Raw genomic sequence first — 22,863 nt, 5'->3', positions numbered from 1 at the left:
AAACGCCTCGTCTTTTTTCATTTCTGATTATTAACCAACATTCTTCTCTGTCTCTGCGTGCCGACGGAAGCGGATTCGAATCATGCGCAGCCTTTCATAGACCTGCTCCAGACTTCCTCCATCGGGTTTCTCTCCTCCATACACCTTATGTAATACTGGCTTCAGGAACGTATCTCCCATCTCCTCATACGCACTCCATACGGCCTCTTGTTCGTTCTCTGGCATCACTGCCAGCTCCACATCAAGAAGACAATCGGTGTCATAACCTTCGTGATCCAGTGCCTCTAACAGCTCAACCAACTCGCGTCGGGATAATCCGGATCGATTAACAATCTCCTCTAACGTATACCCTTCCTTCATGCCTTCAAGCACCTGCTTACGTGTGGTGAACTTATCAAGTTCCTGCTTGTACTTCTGCTCTCTCTGCTTGTATAACCAACTCTCATACTCTTCTTCCTTCAGCGCCGTGTATACCCAGTCCAGCGGGAATGTCGTTGAACGCTCCAGTCCGGTTGTAATCTCCATCCATTCCGTACCATACTCAGTTGCTTTGCTCTCTCCTACGCCCGGAAGTTGCATCAGTTCATCCAGCGATTGCGGAACAAAGGCACTGATCAAACGCAGCAGACGATTTGTTGCAATAAAATACGGTGCCTTCCGGTCAGACACAGCTCTCTTCCTGCGCCATGTGCACAGATCCGTATATAATTGCTCATTGCCGTATAACTCACTGTAACAATGGAGCCGCTGTCCACCATAACTGCGTGACTTCAGATCATCATTCTCATGAAATAACCCCTGCAACTGCGGTCGGTACCCCTCACTCATCTGTATGGCAAGCTGATGACGGTAAATATGAAGCAGCTCCTCCCAAGAAGTCCCCTCATACCAGATGCTGTCCTCACGCTCTCCTTCCTCATAGCGACTCCATCCCAGCTGCCAACTATCTTCCTCTTCCCCAATCCATAACTGTGCATATTCTGCATTCTGATCTGACATTCTGGACAATCTGTTCATGAAAATGACTTCCATTTTCCGTTCCCTCCCTTTGAATATTCAGCTTATACGAGTTAGAGATGCTACCTACAGGCAGCACAAAAAAAAACACCCCTCCTGCAAAATCCATGCAAGAGAGGTGCTTCCTCATTAACCGTACTATGCTGTTGCCCATATCATACCACAATGGTAAAATTCGTCAATCCCTTAATGACCTACTTATTCAATGCCAACTTGGCAAGCGCCAGTGAACCACACAGACCCGCATTGTCACCAAGTCCTGGTGAAACAACATACTGGTCAATGTCGGATTGAAGTGCCGGATGCTGAACGTATCCAGCCAGCAACTCCTGCAGTTTGCTACGAACCATCGGGAACAGGTGCTCCTGCTTCATTACTCCGCCACCCATGACAATTTTCTGCGGAGAGAGAATCAGAACATAGTTCATCAGGGCGTGTGCCAGGTAATGTGCTTCGATCTCCCAAGCTTTATGATCTGCAGGCAGTTCATAAGCCGGTTGCTCCCAACGTTTGTTAATGGCCGGTCCTGCTGCAAGGCCTTCGAGGCAGTCACCATGATACGGACAGAAACCCTCGTATGTATCCTCCGGATGTCTGCGTACAATGATATGTCCCATCTCTGGATGTGACAATCCATGGACCATTTTACCGCCAACCACAGCACCTGCACCAATACCTGTACCCACAGTGATATACAGACAGCTCTCAAGACCTTGTGCAGCGCCCCAGGTTGCTTCTCCAAGTGCCGCACCATTCACATCCGTATCAAATGTCATCGGCACATCAAAATGCTCCTTGAGCTTGCCAATCACGTTATACTGTCCCCAATGTGGTTTAGGTGTTGTTGTGATATAGCCATATGTTGGGCTTCCTTCAATCGGATCAATCGGACCGAATGAGCCTACACCCAGAGCTTCAATGCCTTTGCCTTCAAAAAATGAAATCACTTGAGCCATGGTCTCTTCCGGTGTTGTTGTTGGAAAACTTACGCGTTCCAGAACTTCTCCGTTTTCTGTGCCAATACCACATACAAATTTGGTTCCGCCTGCTTCAATTGCGCCTAAGATCGTCATGTTAGTCACACTCCCAAGTTAGTTTAAAAAGGATTTCGAATTGCTTTACTTGATGACACGATAATTACCCCGCTACTTGTTCTCCAGCTTGGACAATCGTTTCATTAACGTTTGCCTCCAGCTGTCTGACAGCGCAGGAATGGCCAGCAACGCCTGAATACCTTCGACATTTTCTTTCCCCTGATGCATGATTCGATTGGCTTCAAGAACCGTCATTGAGGCTGGATCGGTGCTGATCCGTCGAAATATCGATAAAGGCCTTACCTCACCTTCTTGCAGTACACGAAAGTAAAAGCCGGTATATCCAGTCTCCTGAAAATAAACAGGCAGCTCCTTATAGTCATACCTCGCACCCAGCTTGAAGCAAGGTTGTCTGGGCTGACTGACCTGCACTGTGGCTTCGCCCAACTCGTACACATCACCAATCCGTACGTCTTCTTCGGCACAGCCTTCAACCGTCAGATTTTCTCCACAAGCTCCCCAATCCAGCTTGCGATCCATCAGTTGTTCCAGCGCCGGATAACGACTGTAATCGTATACACAAACGGCTTTGTCAGGGCCGCCATGATGCACCAGATCCGCCTGCGCGTCCCCTGTCATTCCAGTGAATGACAGGAAAACCGCGTCGGATACAGGATGTTTCACAATGCCGCTCAGCACTTCACGCTTCTGCCCAGGGAGCGGTTGCGGCAGTCCTACATTAATGGCCAGAACAGCTGTATTGCCCTTCCCTGGCTTTCGATCAGATGTGAGTGTCATTTGCGTCATACCTCCCATAATCACTTTCTTTTAACGCACGGAGCCGCCAAATACGAGTGTATTACTCAAGAGCCGGCCTGGAGAAGTCAGCATTTTGCCACCGGCATACATACCCGAGGAAGCACCGCCATCCAGATTCATGGCCTGTTTGGCACCAAGCTTCTGCATCACCGCTGCCCACTCCTTGATTGTTGCTCCGGAAACGGTAGCCAGCATAACAGAACCGTCCGCCATGATCGCAATACCACTTCTGGCTCCGGAAGCATTAAGAATCTTGGCATCCTTGAAACCTTCGCTCGTCGGATTGACAGCTACCTTGCCGTCTTTTACCAGACGGGGTCCTGCCCCAACAGCAGTCACTACATCTTGCCAAGGGATCTCTTTGCCTGCTGCGTTCGTATACTTATAATTCATTTCTACGGTCGAACCAACGGTGAAACGGTCCGAAGAAGACTTCTGATTACCTGTGAAAACCAGTACCGAGCCATTCTTAGGAATCGCTACATTTGTATTGGGCACTTTTTTGGTCACGATACCTTTCTCCATGACAACCGCAGTGCCACCTTTGAATCCGACTGTGGCACCTCGTTCAGGCGTATACAGCATCGTAATGCTTGCGTTCGCTGAAGGTGTTCGATTAATAAAGGTTGCATACCAACTCCGTGATTTACCTTTTGTATCCGTTACTTTACCTGTCAAACTCACCTGAAGTGAATCCATGATCGCCGAGCCGTCTTCCTTAAATCCGATGGATGTTCCGTATCTTCCAATATGTACGACCTTACCATTTGCTATTAACATACCGTATGGATCTGGTGCTCCGTTATATGCTTCAAAAAATGCTCCGTTAATGGCTGCTTGCGCACCATAGGCTTTCACAATCGATGGCAAGGTTGCCGTCTGGCCAACTTGCTTCTTCGCGAGTCCCACGGTAACCGGTGTTCCCTTTGGAATCGAAACGGTCTGTACGGTAAAATTACGTCCTGCTACTTTTACTTTCTGTACTTTGGTGTTAATTGCTGCTTTGGCATCCACTGTCTGTGGTGCACTTACTGCTCCCGAAAGAATTACGGGCAAGGCCAGGACGAGGGCCATAGCCCCTGTCCACCACTTTTTGCCTGTTCGTACGTTATTCATGTTGCTCACCCTATTGCCACTCCCATCCAAGAGCCAAGGCTCTTCATCTCAAGTTGTTCAAACTTGTCCATCACCATATCCGGATCAAGACGCAATTCACAGATATCCAGCGCACAGGCAACCGGAACAGCACAATGAATCTCTGCCAGTTTGCGGGACAGATGAAGCATGTCCAGATCATTCTCAATCTTGTTACGCACCGAAGGGGTCAGTTTATCCATGTTGCTCAGAATCCCTTCAATGGAGCCGTATTCCTGTACAAGCTTCAACGCTGTTTTCTCACCAATTCCCCGTACTCCGGGATAATTGTCGCTGGCATCTCCCATCAGACCCTTCATGTCAATCACTTGACGAGGTGTCAGTTGTTTCTCAGCCATGAGCGTTTCAGGGTTGTACACCATGTAGTTGCCATGGCCTTTTTTCATAATAATGATACTTGTGCGGTCATTGATCAGTTGCAACATGTCGTGGTCACCCGTCAGTACCATAACATTCATATCGGTCTCTTCGGTATAATACTTCGCAAGCGTTCCGATGCAATCGTCGGCTTCGAATCCTTGTGCACCTATATTCGGAATACCCAGGCTATCCATGACTTCACGAATCAGAGCAAATTGGGGAATCAGGTCATCCGGAGCTTCGGCCCGGTTGCCTTTGTAGGCTGCATATTCTTCACCGCGGAACGTCTTACCGCCCATATCCCAACAACATACGACATGACTTGGCCCAAAAGTCTGAACCGCATCCCAGAAATAACGGATAAATCCGTAGACTGCGTTGGTAGGCAATCCTGCCTTTGTACGTCTGATATATCCGCTTGCAGATGTCGCATAAAAAGCACGGAACAACACCGCCATACCGTCTACCAGCAACAAAGTAGGCTCATTACGTTGATTCACTTGAATTTGTTCTCTCCTATCTAAATCTAGCATATAAAATATCGAAACTAATTCTATCATTATAGCATAGTTCCGCCAACCATCGTTCAGCCAAAAAAGCCCTGAATTTTGAACAATTCAAGGCTGATATTCAGCGCGTTTATGCGTTATTCCATTCCTGCTCGTACGTTTCTTCCTTGAATCCAACCGTCACCTTTTCTCCATCCGTAACGATCGGACGTTTGATCAGACGACCATTGGAAGCCAATAAACGAATCTGTTCATCAGCTGACATTCCCGGAAGTTTGTCCTTCAGTTGTTGTTCTTTGTATACTTCCCCACTCGTATTAAAGAACTTTTTCACTTCCAGCCCGCTCTTTTGGATGAGTTCTGTTAGTTCAGATTCGGATGGCGGTGAGTCAAAAATAGGGATTAACTCCAGCTCATGTCCTTGAGCTTCAAGCCATTTTACAGCTTTGCGGCATGTGCCGCATTTGGCATATTGATATATTTTTAAGTTACTCATGGTATGTGTTCCTCCTCTGCTCCGGTTTCGACTTCTCGCTTCCCTTGGTTTGCTTCGCAAATCCAAAAGTCGCTCCAAATCGATACCATCGCCATGTAATTTTACTGACTTTTGCGAATGAGATCAAAAACTCACATTCGTCTATATTTTTTCGGATCAAAATCTTACAGCTTTTGTATCCTTAAAAGCTTTTGAGATTTGAATCCTTGAAATATTTAACATCAAATTGGTAAACATCAATACATTAACCATAGAACCATAAAGATTAGCCTACGGCATGTTGTTCGGGTGCATTAAGCATCCCTCACAAGGGTAAGACAAACAGCGTTGAACTCCAAACAGGACAGGCTGTGCAGGAAACTGCGATACGAGGTGCAAAACTAAGAGCCCCTTCGCAGCTTCCTACAGTTCTTCTCTGGGAGCTGCGTCATCATTCAAACGCTTCTCTAGCGCGGCCATATCTGCTGGAAAAGGAGCTTGGAACGTTATGCGTTCCTTTAGAATTGGATGTTCAAACGTCAATTCACAAGCGTGTAATGCCTGGCGTTCGATCCAGGTATCCCGTTCTTCTCGAACAGCCATGGTCTGCTCATCGATCTCATGCACAGGTAGTGTCTTGTACATTCGATCACCTATCAACGGGCAGCCGATGGACGTCATATGAACCCTGATCTGATGGGTTCTGCCACTTTCCAGCTTGAGGCTTATCGCACTGGCGCTGCCCCCTGACCAACGTGTTAAGGTTGTGTACAACGTTCTTGCAGCGTAACCATCAGGTGTTACGATTCGGCGGTGTGGCTCTTCAGGATCGCGATCGATCGGGCCATCTACTGCCCCTTGTTCCGGGACAGGGCTGCCGTGCACAAGTGCAATATATTTCTTGTCTACTGTTCCAGCGATCATCTGTTCAGAGACATGCTGATGCACATAAGGGTTCTTGGCTATTGCGAGCACACCTGACGTTTCCTGATCAAGTCGATGAATCGGTCTGAACCGGAAACGCTCGCCCTTGGTTTTCCAGTAATGAACAACGCCATTTGCCAAAGTCCCCGTGTAATGTCCATGTGTTGGATGAACGATGATGCCCGCATCCTTGTTGACAATAAGCAAGTGCTCATCTTCATACAGAAAGGTAAATGGAATAGGCTCGGGCAAAATATCATCCGATTCCTCTTGCTCCATCCGAACTTCAACGACATCACCCGTAGCTACCTTGACGCTAATGTACACGCGCTCTCCATTAAGCATGACACCTTGCTCCGTCAGCTTAATTTTGGACAAAAGCTTACGCGACACCAGCAGCCGCCGCTGAAGCACGGTCTTCAGCAGCCAGCCATCTTCTTGTTCGGTCACCGTGTAGACAATCGGCGAATAATACTGGCTCATTCTTTGCGGCGGAAGACTTTTTTGCTCCGCACATATTCAATATCCGCCACCTGTTGTCTCGCGTTGGCTGTCCGTGCAACCACGAAGAAGTAATCAGACAGTCGGTTTAGATACCGTCGTACAGACGGATTAATATCTGTATGTTGTCCAAGTGTTACCGTGCGACGCTCTGCGCGACGACATACAGTACGGCACACATGAAGAGCAGAAGACAGCTGACTGCCACCAGGAATAATGAATCGTTCCACTTTTGGGTTCTCTGCATCATACTGGTCGATCCATTGTTCCAGACGTGTGACCATTTCATCTCTCACCTTATATTTGGTCTCACTGATCTTCACAAAGGCCAGATCCGACCCGCAATCAAACAGTTCCTGCTGAACTTCCAACAGGTGTTCACGCAGATCTTCAAATTCCCCTTGAGCCGAGTCAATAAGGCTGATCGCCTGGCCTACAAAACAGTTCAACTCATCAATCGTACCATAAGCCTCAACTCGGTCATCATCCTTGATGACGCGTCCACCGATGACCGAAGTCTGTCCTTCGTCACCTGTTCGTGTATATATGCCCATCGTTATCCCTCCAATTGGTAATATAATAATGAATACGGGAATGCCATTTTTTCAGAAACCCGTCTATCGCTTTACACGTATATAAGAATTGGTGTGCTCTGCCGAGTATACGACAAATCAAAGGAAACCAAAAGTAAAGGAGACGATTATGCAAAACTGGATAACCGATTTCATGGAACAATACGGCTACATAGGCATTGCACTCATTATTGCTCTTGAGAACGTATTTCCCCCGATTCCATCCGAAATCATCTTGCCGTTTGGCGGATTTATGACCACCTATACCAGTCTCACTCTTCCAGGAGTTATTATCGCCGCAACTATTGGTTCTGTCTTTGGTGCTGTGATCCTGTATGGTATTGGTTTACTCATTGACGTCGAACGCCTTGAGAAAATTGTGGAACGCTGGGGACATGTTCTGCGCATCAAAAAAGAGGATATTCACCGTGTCGATGCATGGTTTGACAAATATGGCATGTGGACCGTATTATTCTGCCGAATGGTTCCCCTCGTTCGTAGTCTTATCTCCATTCCCGCAGGCATGTCCAATATGAAATTTGGTTTATTCCTTCTCTTTACAACCATTGGTACATTGATCTGGAATGTCATTCTTGTCTGCGTTGGTGCTGCGCTTGGCGCATCATGGGAGAGCATTTTGCACTTTATGGACGTCTATTCCATTGTAGTGTATGTCATTCTGGCCATCATTCTCATCGGATGTATCATCTGGTGGATCAGACGTAACAAAAAGCAGAAATAAAAAGAATAGCTTAATAAATAAAGCCTCCTCGCCACCAATTCGTGGTTAAGGAGGCTTCTTTATATCACCCGTTTATGTCATCTCACTATCGTTCATCTTCATTTCGCATGCCCTGACTTTTAAGATCGATAGCCAGACCAGATACCAGCAAATACATCTTTTCAGCATGTATCTGCAGCATACGATTAACCGAAGCCATTCTCGCTGTAAATATTCGTTCTTCCTCGGTAGGATGCAATGTGCCATGCATTTCATTGGTAATCACAAGCAACTTCCCCTGATAAGACAATAATGCATCAAGCAAAAGCTGTGTCTCTGAACGCTGATGATCCAGATCCTTTGTTGCCCTGAAACCGGCAGCCATCCAGGAGGTCAGACTGTCTACAATTACAATTCGCTGATCCGCCAAAAACAGATTGGATTCCCGATTAATCTGGGTGATCACCTCTGTCAGATGCTGACCGTTCCCGGCATGAATGGCACGATAATGAGCGGATGGCAATTCGGGAATAACGGGATCATGATCACCGGTGGATAAATATACACCCTCCCGGCTAATCCCGGCTGCGTACTTGAGGGCAAACCGGGTTTTACCACTACCTATGCCGCCTGTGACCGTAATCAGCAATCCGCTTCCCTCCTTCCATAGCCATTCTGAATTTTCTTTACTCTGTCAGCGCCTTCAGCACTTTTTTGGATTCTTCGACATTGGAAGATGACACTGGAATGGTAGCGAACAAATTGCTCGCAGCATATTCTACATCTTTAAACATTTTCATATCTTCGAGTGGAATGCCGTAAAGATGTGATTCTTGCTTGAGATCTGAACCTCCATCTCCTTCACCCTTCTCTACCAATACTCCACCCTCAAATACACCCCGTTCAAACTTCTTGGGATCAAAAGTATCATCCAGCGGAACATTGGAGCCATTACTTCCGTATTGTTTCATGTCGGATTCAGGCAATATGAAAATATCATGTCCTCCAGCCGCATATTCTACCATAATTTTCTGAACATCATACATCGCACTGGTGATCACTTCTACCTTGGGTTCCTCGCCCAGTTTCTGTTGCAGATTGGCCTGTAACTGCTCTGAGATTACAGATGGATTTCCTTGGTTATCAATGATGAATATGGAAAAACCATCTTTACCTCCACAACCAGCAAGCAGAAAAACGATAGAAATGATTGCAGTAAGCCCCCAAAATCTCTTCATTCCAGTTCCCCCTTTAGTCTCCTATGTCCAATATATCACAATTGTTCCACGCAAAAAAATAACCTGGCTTATCGGGGGATCACCCTGCCTTTACACACAAAAAAAGAAGACCTTCTCAGGTCTCCCTTTCTTTACTTTCTAATTCGATTAATGAAACGTTTCAATCCAGCATAAACGTTATTTTGCTTTAATCGGGTTAGCCTTCATATATTCATTAATCTTTAAATCCAGCAAACTGCTGATTTCAATTACAATATCGGATGTGAATGATTTCTCTTCGAGGAAGATCTGTTCCATCTTGCGACGAAGCATATGAATTTCATCTTCCAAGGAAATGTCATGCAAAGATGCGTTATCGGGTTTCACCGACCATCGGTCGCCATGATCGCCTTCTGCCAGATAGTGCCCACGATTCGTCGGTAAATCATATTCAACACAAAACAAAGCTAACCCCTCCTTGGAAAAATGGTTTCCAAATTTATGAAAACTTATTTCAAATTGAAATTATATCACATTATTTTGTAAAAGAAAGTTATTTTTTTCCAATGATAAAAATGTCACATTTGTAAAAAGATTCTACTTTAGTATTAACCCTCTTTTTGCAGTTTGTAAACAAAGTTTCCGATTCGTTCCAAAGCTTCATTTAATTGGGTTACAGAAGTAGCGTAAGAACAACGCAAGAAGCCTTCACCCTGAGGGCCAAAAACATTGCCCGGAACAGCAGCCACTTTATTCTCCGTTAACAATCGCTCAGCAAACAGGTCTGAACTCATACCCGTCTTTTGAATGCTCGGGAATGCATAGAATGCTCCCTGAGGTTCATGACAATCAAGTCCAATATCTCTGAAGCCCTGCACAATTAAACGTCTACGCTGATTATACGATTCTACCATCCGATCTTTCTCACCCAAACCATTTGTCAACGCCTCAAGTGCAGCAACCTGACCCATGGCCGGCGCACACATTACCGTATACTGATGGATTTTGAGCATGGCTGCAATAAGCTCAGGATGACCACACATGTAACCGATCCGCCAACCTGTCATTGCAAAAGCCTTCGAAAATCCGCTTACGAGAATGGTCCGCTCCTTCATGTCAGGGATAGCTGCAAAACTAACATGTTTTTGCGTATACGTCAATTCAGCGTAAATTTCATCCGCGATCACAATCAGATCATGCTTTTTAATCACTTCAGCAATAGGCAGCCACTCTTCATACGTCATGATGGCTCCAGTCGGATTACTCGGATAACACAGAATAACCACTTTCGACTTCGGTGTGATGCCAGCTTCAAGTGCTTCGGCCGTTAACTTGAACTGATCTTTCGCATAGGTATCAACACCAACTGGTATACCGCCACCGATTGAAGCGATTGGTGAATACGCCACGTACGAAGGTTCAGGAATGAGAATCTCGTCACCAGGTACGATTAATGCTCGCAAAGCCAGGTCAATCGCTTCACTGCCACCCACCGTAACAATAATCTCATCCTTGGGATCGTATTTGGTATCAAACTGAGTATCCAGATATTCACTAATAGCTTCTCTCAACTTCGGCATACCTGCGTTGGATGTGTAACTGGTCATACCTCTTTCCAGCGAGTATACACAAGCTTCACGCATATGCCAAGGGGTAACAAAATCAGGTTCACCCACACCCAAAGTGATAATATCCTTGTTGTCTCCAACCAGATCAAAGAATTTACGAATTCCGGATGGAGGTATCTGCTGCACGAGGGGTGCCAGATAAGATGTCATTTTCTTGTTGTTCCCGGTTGTCTGTTCATTCACTATCATGACACATCTTCCTTTACGGCGAGATCATGAGACGGTTGTCTTCCTGATGGTCTTCAAAGATAATCCCGTCCTGCTTATATTTTTTAAGAATAAAATTCGTTTTGGTTGAAAGTACAGAGTCTATCGGAGACAGTTTCTCCGACACAAAATTAGCGACTTCACGCAGGTTGCCACCTTCCACTTCAACGAGCAGATCGTATGCACCGGACATGAGATATACGGACTTTACTTGCGGATAGAGATAAATACGTTCGGCAATCCCTTCAAAACCACGACCACGCTCCGGCGTGATCTGCACTTCAATCAGGGCCGTTACTTTTTCATCATCTATTTTGCTCCAGTTCACGACGGTTGCGTATTTCACGATGACGTGGTCTTGTTCTAGCTGTGCCACGGCGTTCTTGATCTTGTCTTCCGACTCCCCCAGCAGCGTCGACAGCAGTGCGGGAGTCCTTCTCGCGTCTTCCTTTAGCAGATCCAGAACTTTTAATTGCAGATCGTTCAAATCTTTCATGGTTTTCCCTCCAGCATCATCCAGGTTCCTGAAAATGAATTAATACTTATATTACATGAATTTGACGTTGATGCATAGACAAAAGACCGCCTGCCCTGAATTCAGGCAAGCGGTGGTATGGTCCTTTACCATTAGGTGCTTCAAACCTCTTTTGCAAAGGTTACATGTAATAAGGGTTACCGTAATTCGGTTGATGCTGCGGCACATTAGGAGCTTGGCTATATGAACTGTTCTGCGTATTCTTTTCCTGAATGAACTGCTGACACTTTTGTTGGGTCTGGTGGGCGGACTGAATTTGCTTGTCCACATCCTGACGAAGTGCCTTGGATGAGACAGAATACATGTTGTTTTGCTGCATCAGATTGAACAGTTCCCCTTGTAATCTTAGGGTATCGTTCGTCAGGTCTGTGAACATTCGACGTGTCATGGGGCAGGAAGCTTCCGTTGTCGCAGTCGTATATTCGCGTGAGGTTCGTCTTAAATCTGCAAGAATCGACTTCAGCAGATCCTGCTCCTGCATAAAATTTCCACCAGATGACAAAGATTGAGAATACATGCGTTTTCCTCCTATACAGTTAGAGTTGTCTTCAATTACTGACTTGCGCCGGTGCAAGAGACTGATGTTGCTGCAGTGCATTGACAAGCGTGTTCAGATGTTGTTCATGTGAGCGAACATAGTGATTCAGAGCTTGTTGAATTTGTGGATTATGTGTGATGGAAGCTGTGGCTGCACACTGCTTAATCAGCAGTTCTTCATTGGTGATAGAGTCCGCAATGTAGTTCAATTCCTTGGGACTCAGCGCTTGCATAGTATGATTCTGCATGTTTCGATGGCCTCCTCGGCATAAAGTTTATGCGCAATTATTGTTAACCCGGTCACACAAAAGTATACAAATTTAAATTATAAAGGAGATGTTTCTAATGGATCTGGTCTATGGCACACCTTTCTGGCCCTCCACTTTCAATTCAACATTTAATTATTCTGCTCTGCAAGAAGACATCTCTTGTGACTGCCTCATCATTGGTGGGGGCATGGGGGGCGCATTGACATCTAAACTACTCACGGAACAGGGTGTTAACACTGTTGTGATTGATAAGCGAGACATTGCCAACGGCAGCAGTTCTGCCAATACAGGTCTTTTACAATACACCAATGACAAGACACTAACCTCATGTATCCACACTTTTGGTGAAGCAAAAGGCGTACGTTTTTATGAGCTTTGTCGTGAAGCCATGAAACAACTTGCTCAAATTGCAGACAGCCTGGATACAGACCCTTGGTTTATCCCACGAACAAGTCTTTGTTTTGCGAGCAGTGAAGATGATGTGGCCCTATTGGAGGAAGAATATCAGACCTTGAAGCGTTATGGTTTTGAAGCTGAACTGTGGGATGCCGACAAAATAAGCCAGCATTTCCCCTTCAGCAAACCCGCTGCACTGTACACCATGGGAGATGCGGAAGTGAACCCCTATCGTTTTGTTCATGCCTTGTTTGAATCCGCCAATAAGCGTGGCGCTCGAATCTATGGTCAGACGGAGATGATACACTGTGAATACGATGAAGATGGTGTAGTCTGCCACACTGCCAACGGTAAAATCCGTGCCAAGAAAGTCATATTTGCTGCCGGTTACGAGACACAGGACATCAAAAAGGATCGCGGAGCCTATCTGAAAACGACCTACGCGATTGCTACCAAACCGTTGTCTGATCTTAGTGAATGGTTTGAACACAGCATGATTTGGGAGACAGCTCGCCCATATTTGTATATGCGAACAACACCGGACGGAAGAATCATCGCAGGCGGTTTGGATGAAGAAACACCTCGAGAGGATCAACGTGAAATACGTTCAAAACACCGGGGAGATACACTCCTGGAAGAGGTCCGTTCCTATTTCCCTTTAGATGATCTTGAAGTCGATTATGCCTGGGGCGCTGTGTTTGGTAATACGAATGATGGCCTCCCCCTGATCGGTACACATCCCGATTATCCGCATTCATATTTTGTAGAAGGATATGGAGGTAACGGGACCGTATACAGCATGATTGCTGCTTCCTTAATTGTGGATGCTATTACTGGCAAACAAAACCCTGATATGGATCTGTTCTCTCTCACACGTACAAATAAACCATCTCCTGTATAACCAACAACTGAATCAATACAACTACAAACAGGGTACAGCACACGGAAAGTTCTCTTTTCCCGCCGCTGTACCCTGTTTATATAAGCCTGCTAAGCAGAGGGCTCTTGTCCTTCCGTTCGGTTCAATAACTTGCGCATAAAGATCCATCCAATTAGCGGAGAAGCACCAAGGATAATAATAAGCCAGGTTAACATGCGTAGAGACGGAGCATTTAAGACCGTCACAATAAATATGGCCAACCCACATAGTCTGCCAAGCATCAGGCATAACTCTCTCAAAACGACAAGTTCAACCCTTTTCTCCACATTTTCGCCACTTGTGCCCATCATGTCGAATCCCGCTGATATCATCGGTAATACATATAACGGCATCGCAACAGCACTCCCAATCCCCATGATTAACAGCGTACCATAGGTCACTTTCCAGAGAAGAGGAAGAAGCACAACAAGCAGAATGAGGGCTCCAATGAACATGCCTTTTGATCTATACTGTGGTTTGAACCATTTCCCGGCTGCCCAATAACTTACTAGTGCCACAGCTGAAGTGATGAGTGAGAACTGCCCCAATTTGTACTCCTGTGCGGTAGCCAAATATACAAGCAGTGCAATCAGGAAGGCAAAGACACCTTCACGTGCACCCTGAGCGAATAAACCCAGGCCTAAGGTCCTCCAGGGACTATCCCGCTTGGATAGCTGTATCCAAGGTTCCGACCAGCGGTATGTACCGCTCACCTTTCTTTTTTTCAGAAAAAAACTAAAAACTACTGCTATGACATAAATAACGAGTGATACCGTGAAGATGAGTCGATATCCTGTATTGTCTGTCATGCGAGTAATAATCAGACCGGAGAACCATGGACCTATAATTCCTGTCATCGAACCAAGTAACCCGACCCAGCCATTGAATAAATCCCTGTTTTCCCGATCCGTTATTTCAAAATACACAACATTAAATGCAATCCAGAATAACCCCAAGGAACAACCTAGTAGCATACCCAGAGGCCATATCCAGTCTACAGCTTTGGAACCAGCCCAGAGGACTATCATATAAAATATACCGGACAGCGCAGTACCTAGTCGTAGTGCACTCATTTTATTGTGTTCCTTGACCCATTTGCCAGCAAGCCAGAATGTCAGTCCAATGGCCAGTTGCTGGCTGAGAGTGAACCACCCCAACATGGCATAATCCGGACGGCTTTTCCACAGAAACACATTCAAAAAGGTTCCCGACAGCGCTCCGGCTAACGCAAACAATCCATTCACGCCCAAAAGCAGAATGGATTGTCGGCCTAAAGTAATCTTCATCTGCTCCTCCTTCATCCACCTGAAGTGAACTATGTACAGGTAGGTCTTAGGGTTAACGTGCCCCAAGCAAGAGGAAAACATGATGAATCTTCAGGATTGCTATGAAATTGGTTAGAATCGCCGAAATGTTTATTCCTGCGTGCTCAGGTTCTTGATCAGACGCAGACGATCTTCCTCAGACAGACTGTATTGAACTTGGAAACATCCCGAGCATACATAGGTCAATACTTTAAACGGTGATGCCAATAGTGACCCTTCGCCTGAAGCTGCGTTAGCAACTGGTGTGAAGTTATCCTGCGTTGTAGCTTGTGTACCTGCGAGAATCATGAATTCCCGGCAATTCGGGCACTCTGGTACTTCTTCCTGATGATCAAGTTGCTTCTGTACACCTTGTTCATACTGAATGAGATCATTACCTTCATCCGCATATTTGGTCAACGTTCGCAACTCCGGCAATTTGAGTTCGACTTCATCCCCCCACAGATCAGAAAGATCCGTAGTCTGTTTCTCGTTCGTTACATCGTCTACATCATAGATGTCGTCCTCAGCTTCATCGTTCTCTTCATCATCGATGTTAATGTTGAGCGTACGGTATCCTTTTAACTCATTGTGGCAATAAGGACACTCTTCTTCAGGACCGAGCTCCTCATCCCATACAATCTCCGTCTGACACCAAGGGCATACTGTTGTTTCCATATTGATCAACCTTTCTCTTTCATATAATCATGTATTCATTACATAGATGACACCGATGGCAAAAAACACGATCGATGCCGCAAACAAAATCCGTATCAATATCTTCATGACCAGTCCCCCTAGATAATGCTCGCGCCAATAACAAACGACAGCGAGACTGAAATAATCATGGATATCAATCCGACAGCTCGGTTATCCGATTCGATCTCCTTATCAATGGAGAACACGGGTGTCAGGAATTCAAACAAAAAATAGGCAATGAGCAGAAGGATAAACCCTACAAATGACCACGTCATGGCTTCATATACCGAAGATTTCGCTTGTATGCAGAACCGCAATACGTTGCAGATCCCGAAGATCTTACCTCCTGTAGCCATCGCAACGGCCACATTGCCCTTCTTGATCTCCGTCCAGCATTTATACTTGGTCACCAGTTCGAAGCAAGCCAGAAATACGAGCAGCTCCATAATCGCTACCGAGAAAAAACCGAGTACCATCCCCAAGGGATGAGACAGCAATTGGTCAATGCTTTCTATCACGCACCGTTCCCCTCTCCCATCTGCGACCTTCATGAATAAGGTCGCAGAATATCATTGATTCATGGACCGGCTATTCCAATTCTGCGACGGTCACACCGTTCCCGCCTTCTCCGTAATTGCCCAGCCGGTAGCTTTTAATATGTTTATGCTTACGCAGGTAATCCTGAATACCGGAACGTAAAATTCCTGTACCTTTACCATGAATAATATAAACTTGGCCCAGGTTGGCAAGGAAAGCTTCATCAATGAACCGGTCTGTCTCCATCAGGGCTTCTTCCAGGTTGGTACCACGCAGATCCAATTCACTTTTCACATTGTCATCACGTGTGCGCTTCATACCCGTTACCGGTTTTTGCTTTGGTTTGGCTGCGGGAGCCGATTGCTGCAGTTCCAGATCATCCAGGGATACTTTCATTTTCATAATCCCCAGTTGTACCATAGCGTCTTTGCTGCCCGCCATCTCTACAACATGGCCTTTTTGATTCAAACTGTAGACAAGCACTTCATCACCAGGACCGATAGCACGAGTCTTCGGCGCTGTTGCCGTTTTCTTAACCGTTTTTCTGCGTTTCTCCGGTTCAGCCTCGTCCAGCTGTTTGCGGGCAGCAATGAGTTTGTGCTCCTTCACGGAAGCACCTTCTTCCATAGCCAACAGGCGAAGATCTGCTATAATCTTCTCCGCTTCCGCGCGAGCCTTGTCCACAATACTGCGTGCATCTTCTTCTGCTTTTTCAATCCGGCGATCACGTTGCTGTTCCAGTTTCTCCAGTTCGGTCTGGTGACGACTGCGTAATTTCTCCATATCCTGGCGCAAGCTCTCTGCCTTCTCACGCTCTTGTTCAGCCGTAAGACGGTTCTCTTCAAGAGAAGCAATCATGTGCTCAATCCGTTGATCCTCTTCCTTCACTTCGCCACGGGCGTAGTCGAGAATGTAACCCGGCAATCCCAGTCGCTCTGCAATGGCAAATGCATTACTTCGTCCAGGTACACCCACCAGAAGGCGATAGGTTGGACTCAGTGTGTTGATGTCAAATTCCATGCTGGCATTAATAACACCTTTACGCTCATATGCGTATGCTTTCAGTTCACTGTAGTGAGTGGTTGCAACCATGCGACATCCCGTCCGGTGCATATGCTCCAGCATGGAGATCGCCAGTGCGGAACCTTCAGCCGGATCTGTCCCTGCGCCAAGTTCATCGAGTAATACCAAACTTTTTGGTGTCATGTTTTTCAGAATGCGAATGATGTTGGTCATATGACTGGAGAAAGTACTCAGATTCTGCTCGATACTCTGCTCGTCCCCAATGTCTGCATAGATCGCATCAAATACACATAACTGACTGCCATCCTCAGCCGGAACAAATAAACCGGACATGGCCATCAGGCTCAGCAATCCAATTGTTTTGAGCGTTACCGTTTTACCACCCGTATTCGGACCTGTCACGATAATGGATGTGTAATCATTGCCCAACTCTATGTCAATTGGAACCACGTTTTCAATCGGAATCAGTGGATGACGGCCTTTCTTGAGCTTCAGGAACCCGCGGTCATTCATGCGAGGCAATGTTGCTTTCAGTTCACGAGCCAGACGTGCTTTGGCAAAGATAAAATCAAGTGATCCCAGCAAGTCGACATCATACAACAGCCACTCTCCCTGCTCACTGACAAGTGCCGTCAATTTCTGCAAAATAATTTCTATTTCGCGTTCTTCCCGAATCCGGGTTTCACGTAATTTGTTGTTCATTGCAACAATCGATTCCGGCTCAATGAACAATGTCGCACCCGAACCAGATTGATCGTGCACAATCCCGCCAAAGTATGAACGATATTCAGCTTTCACCGGGATAACAAAACGGTCTCCTCTGATGGTGATGAGCTGATCCTGAAGCATCTTGGATACGGTAGAGGATCGAATCATGGAATCCAGTTTTTCGCGAATTCGCGCTTCTCCGCCTCGCAGCTCACGACGAATCTGCGCCAACGTTACGCTTGCACTATCGGCAACCTCTGCATTATCGTCAATACAGATTTTGATGGCATCCTCAAGCGTTTTTTGCTCTGACAGTTGATCACTGATATAGAACAATGATTCGATGGGCTCATCTTCATGCAAAGTACCAATCTGACGTTTCAATCGCCGCGCCGCAAAGGTTGTATTGGATATTCCCAAAAGTTCGTGAGGGTTAAGTGTGCCTCCAATTTCAGCACGTTTGATGGAAGCCGTAATATCTACAATTCCTCCAAACGACGGTGAGCCTTTCAGGCGATCAAATGTGAAGGCTTCATCGGTTTGCTGCAGCAATCGCTTCACTTCTTCAAGTTCACTGCTTGGTTCAAGTTGCTCCGCTTTCTTTTTTCCCATGGTCGTCTGGGCAAAGCTGAGCAATGTATTTAAAATTTTGCGATATTCCAGTGTGTGTAAAATTTTCGTGTCCAAGTGTACAACTCCTTCCAAACTATATCTGTATTATAACGAAAGAAACTTTCTTACGCTATTTAACGAATCCTTCCACACATAACTTCAACCATAACACCACAAACTACAGGTGTCAGGATTGTGCAACCTCTCCATCCCCTTGGAGTTGCCCTGCTCAGTTCAATCCGAATAAAAGGAGGTAAACACCATGAATTTCCTGGGACATGTCGTGCGATTTGTCATCGCTGCAATTGTATTAATGGTGGTCAGCTGGATCGTTCCCGGATTCGCCGTTGGTGGCTTCTGGAGCGCTCTGTTGCTTGCTCTTGTCATTGCCCTGCTCGGCTGGATCGTTGAAGGTATCTTCGGCAAAAGAGTCAACCCGTTTGGTCGCGGTATTGTCGGATTTATCGTTAGCGCACTGGTGATTTGGCTTGGTCAATATGTTGTAGATCATGTTGAAGTCAGCCTGCTCGGTGCCATTCTCGCTGCGCTGGTTATCGGGATTATCGATCTCTTCATCCCGGTATCCACCCCTTTTGATGCCGGACGAAGCTCCAAAAGTTAATCTCCACTTCACCCTAACGTCCCCATGTATTCTCCTAAACCTCTGAAGGCCCTGTGCCGGAAGGGGTTTATTTCATTCGGGCAGTACACACGCTCTGCCGTACATGTACAATTTTCAAGAAAACGACATACGCAGCGTGTACAGGCATCCACATATTGCGGTATGATGACTGGAGCAATCATTCAAATTTTATCCATATCACGCTTTAAGGAGGCACATGATGAAGAAAGGCATAACATGGCTTGCTGCCTGTATGTTAATTCTGGTCCTCACTGCATGTGGAGGAGCAAAACAGTCCGCAGAATCTGGCAGCAATGGATCCGATGCTGATGCTGGAGTTACAGCCAGTGAAGAATTGGTCATCAAGGCGAGTAACTATGAATTCGATCAACCTGAGTACCATCTTAAAAAAGGCGTTCCCGTTAACATTGTTTATAAAAATGAAAACGGAAATCACGGTATCCTTGTGCCTGAGCTGAATCTTCAACTGGATACCAGAAATAGCTCCAAAGTCATAACCCCGGACAAAGTTGGTGAGTTTGAAATGTCCTGTTCTGTCTTCTGTGGTTCAGGACACAGCAGCATGATCTCCAAAATTATCGTTGAAGAATAGTATTCAAGACAAGGAGCCCCCGCAGCGACGGGAGCTCCTTCTTTAGTATAACAAATTGTACCAGAGTACGTTGCCCACGAGCCAGTTCTGCTACATTCATTCCGCTAGGCCTGGTCCTGTTCAATCAATTCAATCCATTCGTTATATTCCGTCTGCAATTTCGTATATTCATCATGCAACTGACGATATTCCGTGTTCAACTGCTCTGCCTTCTCCTGCTCCATTTCACGTTCAACCTGTAACAAACGTAATTGATTGGCCGCTAGTTCGTAACGCTCCCCCATCTCAAGCAGTTCAGTTTCCATGATCTCTTTCTCTTGGGTCGCTTCTGCACGTAACTTGTCCAGTTGCTGTCGTTCTTGCTCCAGTCCCTCCAGCAACTCACTACTTGCAGCACTTTCTCTCTTCCAAACCGTCAGTTCATTCTCAAGTGTAGCCCAGCGTTCCTGCCAGGATTGTTCCTGAGCCGCCCATTCATCTGCACGGCGTTGCCACACCTGGTCGTTCTGCTCTGCTTGTTCAACACTTGAGCGAAGTTCTTCTTCACGTCTTGTCAACTGCTCCAGACGGGATGCCAACTCGGTCTGTTTGGCTGACAGTTCTTCGTATTTGATCTGCCATTCCAACGCTTCTTCCTCAGTCTGGGCTAGCCGGCTCTCTTGCTCAGAGTAACGCTCGGAAAGTTTAGCCGAAGACTGTCTCTCTTCTTCAAGTGAGCTCACAATCTCTTGTTTCTCCTTGCTCAATTCATCCAGCTTGGAACTGTAATTCTCTTCCCGTTGTAATGCATCACTGTAATCATTACGGATTTGTTTATAGTTATCCTGAAGTCGGTTCAGCTCTTCCCGAACAACATTTAGCTCAACTTCAAGCTGATTGCGTTTCTCTTCCAAAAGCTCTGCATCCTTCTGGTATTGCACAGCCTCTTCATGGTTGAAACGAGACTCTTCCTTCACCACGGACAATTCATCATGAAGGGATTGCACACCAGACTCCAACGTTTCATTTTGTTCAGCAACTTCAAGAATCTGATTCTCCAGGTCTCCGATCTCAGCCAATCGTTGCTCAGCAAGGTCCTTCCATGACTGCTCACGTTCCGTAAGCGTGCCGATCTCATGCTGCAATGTACGCACCGCAGCATGAGCCTGTTCAAGCACCTTATGCAACCTGCGCTGTTCCTCTTCCGACTTCACTTCAGCCTCACGAAGCTTCTGAACTTCCTGTTCAAGCTGTGCATGTTGCTCCTGAAGTTTGCGTAGCTGTGCTGTGAGAGAGGTTTCTCTATCCACAGTTTCATTATACTTCTGCTTCCATTGTTCCTGTGAATCACGGGATTGTTGGGCAGCCTGTTCCGTTTCACGCAGTAGCTCCTGCAACTGGGAACGGTCCTCTTTCAACTGCTCCAGTTGTTGCTCCAGTTCCGTAATTCGGCGAGTCTGAACTTCCTGCTCCTGTTTACGGACCCCATGCTCATGACGTAACGATTCCAATTGACCACGCTCGTGCTGAAGCTGCTGTTCTTGCTCTGCAACCATGTCCTGTGCACTGATGAGCTGGGTCATCACTTCTTCTAATTGCTCTTCGACATCTAATAGTCGAGTCTCCGCCTGTTTACGTTGGTCCTCAAGTTGCTGCTTGAGCTTGCCCTGTTCTTCTTGCAACAAGGCCTCTGCCGCCGCTTCGGCTTCTTTTGCCTGGGACGTTGCTGCTTCCTTGGCTTGCTGCAATTGTTCCTCGAGGGCTGCTTCTTTCTCCATCCATTCGAGTTCCAACTGCTCGGATAACGCCTTGAACTCCGCATTCAACTGATTTATCTCAGTCAGGCGCTTCTGCTCCGCTTGTTCCTGCAAGTCAGCCCGTTCCTGATTCGCCTGATCCGTGAGCTCTTGTGTCTGTTGCAGCGCTTTTTCTTCAGCCTGTTGAAGACGAAGTTCCATCTGTTGCTGAAGTTCGTTATATTGCAGCGCTGCCTCTTCCTGAGCTTTCTTCAGATTGCTCTCTGCCTGCTCCAACTCGGACAAAATGGCCGACTCGGCTTCTTCCTTGGCTGTCTGGACCTGCTGCGCAGCCTTGGCTTCAATCTGTTGACGTTCTGCAACGGCACGGCTTTCGGCTTCTTTTAATTGAGCTGCAGTCTTGTCCTGCAACTCTTTATATTGCGCCGCAGCTTTGGCCTGCGCCTGCTGCAATTCGGCTACAGAACGGTTCTGAGCTTCTTTGAGCTGGGAAGCAGCCTGTGCCTGTGCATTTTTAAGCTGGTTAGCCGCTTTCTCTTCCATTTCCTTCAGCTGTTTCGTTCCCTTGGCTTCTGCTTCCTTCAGTTGTGCTGTCGCTTGGGCCTGCAATTTCTGCACTCGCTCCGTTGCTTGAGCGCGTTCTTGCTCCAGCAGCTTATTCAACTTGGCTATCTCTGAATTTTTGTCCGATTCGGACTTTTGCAACGCCTGCTCTGCTTCAATCTTCAGCTGTTGCAAATCAGCAAGAGCCTGGTCACGCCGTTCCAATTCTTGTTGATGTTCATTTTGTATGGCGTTTAACCGATTCAATTCGTTTCTCAGTTCTGTACGTTCTCCAGTGAGCATCTTCAGTTCATTACGGATTTCCTGAGTCTGAAGAGACTGTTCAGCCATATGTACAGCCGCCAGTACCGCAATACGCGGAGTATCCAGACGGGAATTTTGCTTGGAGATTGCGCCCATACGCTCATCCACCAGGTTAGCTACTTGTTTCATATAGTCGGCACTGCTGCCAACCAGTTTATAGGAAGTCCCGTAGATCTCTACGGTGACGCGTGTACGATCAGGTGTAGTCACAGTTGTGCCCTCCTTCAAGTCTGTATGTTGATTCTAAGCTGTAATCACAAAAAAGTCACATCGATCCTCTAATGCTAAGGATTCGATGTGACTTCAAACAATTCCTGCTAATCTTTGTTCAAAAAATCTTCTTTTGT

At 46.4% G+C, this 22,863-nt stretch carries 24 protein-coding genes; 4 read left to right on the top strand and 20 right to left on the bottom strand.

What is annotated here, in order from left to right; all coding sequences use genetic code 11:
• Positions 1–30: 30 nt before the first annotated feature.
• The 8 genes from AC1DE7_RS02615 to AC1DE7_RS02580 all read right to left on the bottom strand — a co-directional run bounded on the left by AC1DE7_RS02615 (position 31) and on the right by AC1DE7_RS02580 (position 7,348).
• Entirely contained in the window at positions 31–1,032 is a 1,002-nt protein-coding gene (locus AC1DE7_RS02615) for an HRDC domain-containing protein (protein ID WP_477533701.1), read from the bottom strand.
• A gap of 179 nt (positions 1,033–1,211) precedes the next feature.
• On the bottom strand, positions 1,212–2,090 hold the full coding sequence (locus AC1DE7_RS02610; protein ID WP_047842269.1) for an ROK family protein: 879 nt from the start codon (positions 2,088–2,090) through the stop codon (positions 1,212–1,214).
• Positions 2,091–2,162: 72 nt separating this feature from the next.
• Positions 2,163–2,849, bottom strand: coding sequence for an MOSC domain-containing protein (locus AC1DE7_RS02605; RefSeq protein WP_076327045.1), 687 nt, complete (start codon positions 2,847–2,849; stop codon positions 2,163–2,165).
• Positions 2,850–2,879: 30 nt separating this feature from the next.
• The gene (locus AC1DE7_RS02600; protein WP_477533700.1) at positions 2,880–3,986 is read right to left on the bottom strand and encodes a phosphodiester glycosidase family protein; all 1,107 of its coding nucleotides are present in this window, start codon (positions 3,984–3,986) and stop codon (positions 2,880–2,882) included.
• A gap of 5 nt (positions 3,987–3,991) precedes the next feature.
• Positions 3,992–4,885, bottom strand: coding sequence for a 5'-3' exonuclease (locus tag AC1DE7_RS02595; protein ID WP_017689620.1), 894 nt, complete (start codon positions 4,883–4,885; stop codon positions 3,992–3,994).
• A 139-nt stretch (positions 4,886–5,024) separates the two neighbouring features.
• The gene (locus AC1DE7_RS02590; protein ID WP_047842267.1) at positions 5,025–5,390 is read right to left on the bottom strand and encodes an arsenate reductase family protein; all 366 of its coding nucleotides are present in this window, start codon (positions 5,388–5,390) and stop codon (positions 5,025–5,027) included.
• Between the two features lie 402 nt (positions 5,391–5,792).
• The gene (locus AC1DE7_RS02585; protein ID WP_477533699.1) at positions 5,793–6,776 is read right to left on the bottom strand and encodes an RluA family pseudouridine synthase; all 984 of its coding nucleotides are present in this window, start codon (positions 6,774–6,776) and stop codon (positions 5,793–5,795) included.
• Positions 6,773–7,348, bottom strand: coding sequence for a cob(I)yrinic acid a,c-diamide adenosyltransferase (locus AC1DE7_RS02580; RefSeq protein WP_036610088.1), 576 nt, complete (start codon positions 7,346–7,348; stop codon positions 6,773–6,775). The genes AC1DE7_RS02585 and AC1DE7_RS02580 overlap by 4 nt, the downstream gene beginning before the upstream one ends.
• A 148-nt stretch (positions 7,349–7,496) precedes the next feature.
• Between AC1DE7_RS02580 and AC1DE7_RS02575 the strand changes: the two genes are divergently transcribed.
• A complete protein-coding gene (locus tag AC1DE7_RS02575) occupies positions 7,497–8,108 on the top strand; it encodes a DedA family protein (protein WP_047842265.1) in 612 nt (203 codons plus the stop codon).
• 85 nt (positions 8,109–8,193) lie between these two features.
• On the opposite strand, the gene AC1DE7_RS02570 is transcribed toward AC1DE7_RS02575, so the two are convergent.
• The 7 genes from AC1DE7_RS02570 to AC1DE7_RS02540 form a co-directional block, all read right to left on the bottom strand.
• The gene (locus tag AC1DE7_RS02570) at positions 8,194–8,736 is read right to left on the bottom strand and encodes a bifunctional adenosylcobinamide kinase/adenosylcobinamide-phosphate guanylyltransferase (RefSeq protein ID WP_036610092.1); all 543 of its coding nucleotides are present in this window, start codon (positions 8,734–8,736) and stop codon (positions 8,194–8,196) included.
• Positions 8,737–8,773: 37 nt separating this feature from the next.
• Positions 8,774–9,325, bottom strand: a complete 552-nt coding sequence (locus AC1DE7_RS02565; protein ID WP_017689626.1) for a type 2 periplasmic-binding domain-containing protein — start codon at positions 9,323–9,325, stop codon at positions 8,774–8,776.
• Between the two features lie 177 nt (positions 9,326–9,502).
• Positions 9,503–9,724: an aspartyl-phosphate phosphatase Spo0E family protein gene (locus AC1DE7_RS02560; protein WP_179198508.1), complete on the bottom strand. Its 222-nt coding sequence runs from the start codon at positions 9,722–9,724 to the stop codon at positions 9,503–9,505.
• A 188-nt stretch (positions 9,725–9,912) separates the two neighbouring features.
• The gene (locus AC1DE7_RS02555) at positions 9,913–11,121 is read right to left on the bottom strand and encodes an aminotransferase class I/II-fold pyridoxal phosphate-dependent enzyme (RefSeq protein WP_047842264.1); all 1,209 of its coding nucleotides are present in this window, start codon (positions 11,119–11,121) and stop codon (positions 9,913–9,915) included.
• A 13-nt stretch (positions 11,122–11,134) separates the two neighbouring features.
• Positions 11,135–11,635: an Lrp/AsnC family transcriptional regulator gene (locus AC1DE7_RS02550; protein ID WP_024628343.1), complete on the bottom strand. Its 501-nt coding sequence runs from the start codon at positions 11,633–11,635 to the stop codon at positions 11,135–11,137.
• Positions 11,636–11,795: 160 nt separating this feature from the next.
• A complete protein-coding gene (locus tag AC1DE7_RS02545; RefSeq protein ID WP_477533698.1) occupies positions 11,796–12,191 on the bottom strand; it encodes a spore coat protein in 396 nt (131 codons plus the stop codon).
• Positions 12,192–12,222: 31 nt separating this feature from the next.
• A complete protein-coding gene (locus AC1DE7_RS02540) occupies positions 12,223–12,459 on the bottom strand; it encodes a hypothetical protein (RefSeq protein WP_036610100.1) in 237 nt (78 codons plus the stop codon).
• 97 nt (positions 12,460–12,556) lie between these two features.
• Between AC1DE7_RS02540 and AC1DE7_RS02535 the strand changes: the two genes are divergently transcribed.
• Positions 12,557–13,777: an NAD(P)/FAD-dependent oxidoreductase gene (locus AC1DE7_RS02535; RefSeq protein WP_127544422.1), complete on the top strand. Its 1,221-nt coding sequence runs from the start codon at positions 12,557–12,559 to the stop codon at positions 13,775–13,777.
• 89 nt (positions 13,778–13,866) lie between these two features.
• On the opposite strand, the gene AC1DE7_RS02530 is transcribed toward AC1DE7_RS02535, so the two are convergent.
• The 4 genes from AC1DE7_RS02530 to AC1DE7_RS02515 all read right to left on the bottom strand — a co-directional run bounded on the left by AC1DE7_RS02530 (position 13,867) and on the right by AC1DE7_RS02515 (position 18,753).
• On the bottom strand, positions 13,867–15,081 hold the full coding sequence (locus AC1DE7_RS02530; protein ID WP_477533697.1) for an MFS transporter: 1,215 nt from the start codon (positions 15,079–15,081) through the stop codon (positions 13,867–13,869).
• A 129-nt stretch (positions 15,082–15,210) separates the two neighbouring features.
• Positions 15,211–15,777, bottom strand: coding sequence for a hypothetical protein (locus AC1DE7_RS02525; protein ID WP_076327048.1), 567 nt, complete (start codon positions 15,775–15,777; stop codon positions 15,211–15,213).
• 119 nt (positions 15,778–15,896) lie between these two features.
• Complete coding sequence (locus AC1DE7_RS02520) at positions 15,897–16,349, bottom strand: DUF350 domain-containing protein (protein ID WP_081745925.1); 453 nt, start codon at positions 16,347–16,349, stop codon at positions 15,897–15,899.
• A 37-nt stretch (positions 16,350–16,386) separates the two neighbouring features.
• Entirely contained in the window at positions 16,387–18,753 is a 2,367-nt protein-coding gene (locus AC1DE7_RS02515; RefSeq protein WP_047842259.1) for an endonuclease MutS2, read from the bottom strand.
• 187 nt (positions 18,754–18,940) lie between these two features.
• On the opposite strand from AC1DE7_RS02515, the gene AC1DE7_RS02510 reads away from it, so the two are divergent.
• Together AC1DE7_RS02510 and AC1DE7_RS02505 are read left to right on the top strand one after the other, a co-directional pair.
• Positions 18,941–19,300: a phage holin family protein gene (locus AC1DE7_RS02510; protein ID WP_036610114.1), complete on the top strand. Its 360-nt coding sequence runs from the start codon at positions 18,941–18,943 to the stop codon at positions 19,298–19,300.
• A 220-nt stretch (positions 19,301–19,520) separates the two neighbouring features.
• Entirely contained in the window at positions 19,521–19,913 is a 393-nt protein-coding gene (locus tag AC1DE7_RS02505) for a cupredoxin domain-containing protein (RefSeq protein WP_036669784.1), read from the top strand.
• Positions 19,914–20,017: 104 nt separating this feature from the next.
• Here the strand turns inward: AC1DE7_RS02505 and AC1DE7_RS02500 are convergent, their stop codons facing one another.
• Entirely contained in the window at positions 20,018–22,726 is a 2,709-nt protein-coding gene (locus tag AC1DE7_RS02500) for a hypothetical protein (protein ID WP_477533696.1), read from the bottom strand.
• Between the last annotated feature and the right edge of the window lie 137 nt (positions 22,727–22,863).

The organism is Paenibacillus sp. 10L310 (assembly GCF_056395745.1).
The sequence above is the reverse complement of the archived record's forward strand: the minus strand, read 5'-3'. Positions and strand labels throughout refer to the sequence as shown.

Excerpts from the sequence above, each read along its gene's own strand:
- AC1DE7_RS02615 (WP_477533701.1), bottom strand. The coding sequence starts at position 1,032 with ATGGAAGTCATTTTCATGAACAGATTGTCCAGAATGTCAGATCAGAAT.
- AC1DE7_RS02610 (WP_047842269.1), bottom strand. The coding sequence starts at position 2,090 with ATGACGATCTTAGGCGCAATTGAAGCAGGCGGAACCAAATTTGTATGT.
- AC1DE7_RS02605 (WP_076327045.1), bottom strand. The coding sequence starts at position 2,849 with ATGACACTCACATCTGATCGAAAGCCAGGGAAGGGCAATACAGCTGTT.
- AC1DE7_RS02600 (WP_477533700.1), bottom strand. The coding sequence starts at position 3,986 with ATGAATAACGTACGAACAGGCAAAAAGTGGTGGACAGGGGCTATGGCC.
- AC1DE7_RS02590 (WP_047842267.1), bottom strand. The coding sequence starts at position 5,390 with ATGAGTAACTTAAAAATATATCAATATGCCAAATGCGGCACATGCCGC.
- AC1DE7_RS02585 (WP_477533699.1), bottom strand. The coding sequence starts at position 6,776 with ATGAGCCAGTATTATTCGCCGATTGTCTACACGGTGACCGAACAAGAA.
- AC1DE7_RS02580 (WP_036610088.1), bottom strand. The coding sequence starts at position 7,348 with ATGGGCATATATACACGAACAGGTGACGAAGGACAGACTTCGGTCATC.
- AC1DE7_RS02575 (WP_047842265.1), top strand. The coding sequence starts at position 7,497 with ATGCAAAACTGGATAACCGATTTCATGGAACAATACGGCTACATAGGC.
- AC1DE7_RS02565 (WP_017689626.1), bottom strand. The coding sequence starts at position 9,325 with ATGAAGAGATTTTGGGGGCTTACTGCAATCATTTCTATCGTTTTTCTG.
- AC1DE7_RS02555 (WP_047842264.1), bottom strand. The coding sequence starts at position 11,121 with ATGATAGTGAATGAACAGACAACCGGGAACAACAAGAAAATGACATCT.
- AC1DE7_RS02550 (WP_024628343.1), bottom strand. The coding sequence starts at position 11,635 with ATGAAAGATTTGAACGATCTGCAATTAAAAGTTCTGGATCTGCTAAAG.
- AC1DE7_RS02545 (WP_477533698.1), bottom strand. The coding sequence starts at position 12,191 with ATGTATTCTCAATCTTTGTCATCTGGTGGAAATTTTATGCAGGAGCAG.
- AC1DE7_RS02540 (WP_036610100.1), bottom strand. The coding sequence starts at position 12,459 with ATGCAGAATCATACTATGCAAGCGCTGAGTCCCAAGGAATTGAACTAC.
- AC1DE7_RS02535 (WP_127544422.1), top strand. The coding sequence starts at position 12,557 with ATGGATCTGGTCTATGGCACACCTTTCTGGCCCTCCACTTTCAATTCA.
- AC1DE7_RS02530 (WP_477533697.1), bottom strand. The coding sequence starts at position 15,081 with ATGAAGATTACTTTAGGCCGACAATCCATTCTGCTTTTGGGCGTGAAT.
- AC1DE7_RS02525 (WP_076327048.1), bottom strand. The coding sequence starts at position 15,777 with ATGGAAACAACAGTATGCCCTTGGTGTCAGACGGAGATTGTATGGGAT.
- AC1DE7_RS02520 (WP_081745925.1), bottom strand. The coding sequence starts at position 16,349 with ATGAAGGTCGCAGATGGGAGAGGGGAACGGTGCGTGATAGAAAGCATT.
- AC1DE7_RS02510 (WP_036610114.1), top strand. The coding sequence starts at position 18,941 with ATGAATTTCCTGGGACATGTCGTGCGATTTGTCATCGCTGCAATTGTA.
- AC1DE7_RS02505 (WP_036669784.1), top strand. The coding sequence starts at position 19,521 with ATGAAGAAAGGCATAACATGGCTTGCTGCCTGTATGTTAATTCTGGTC.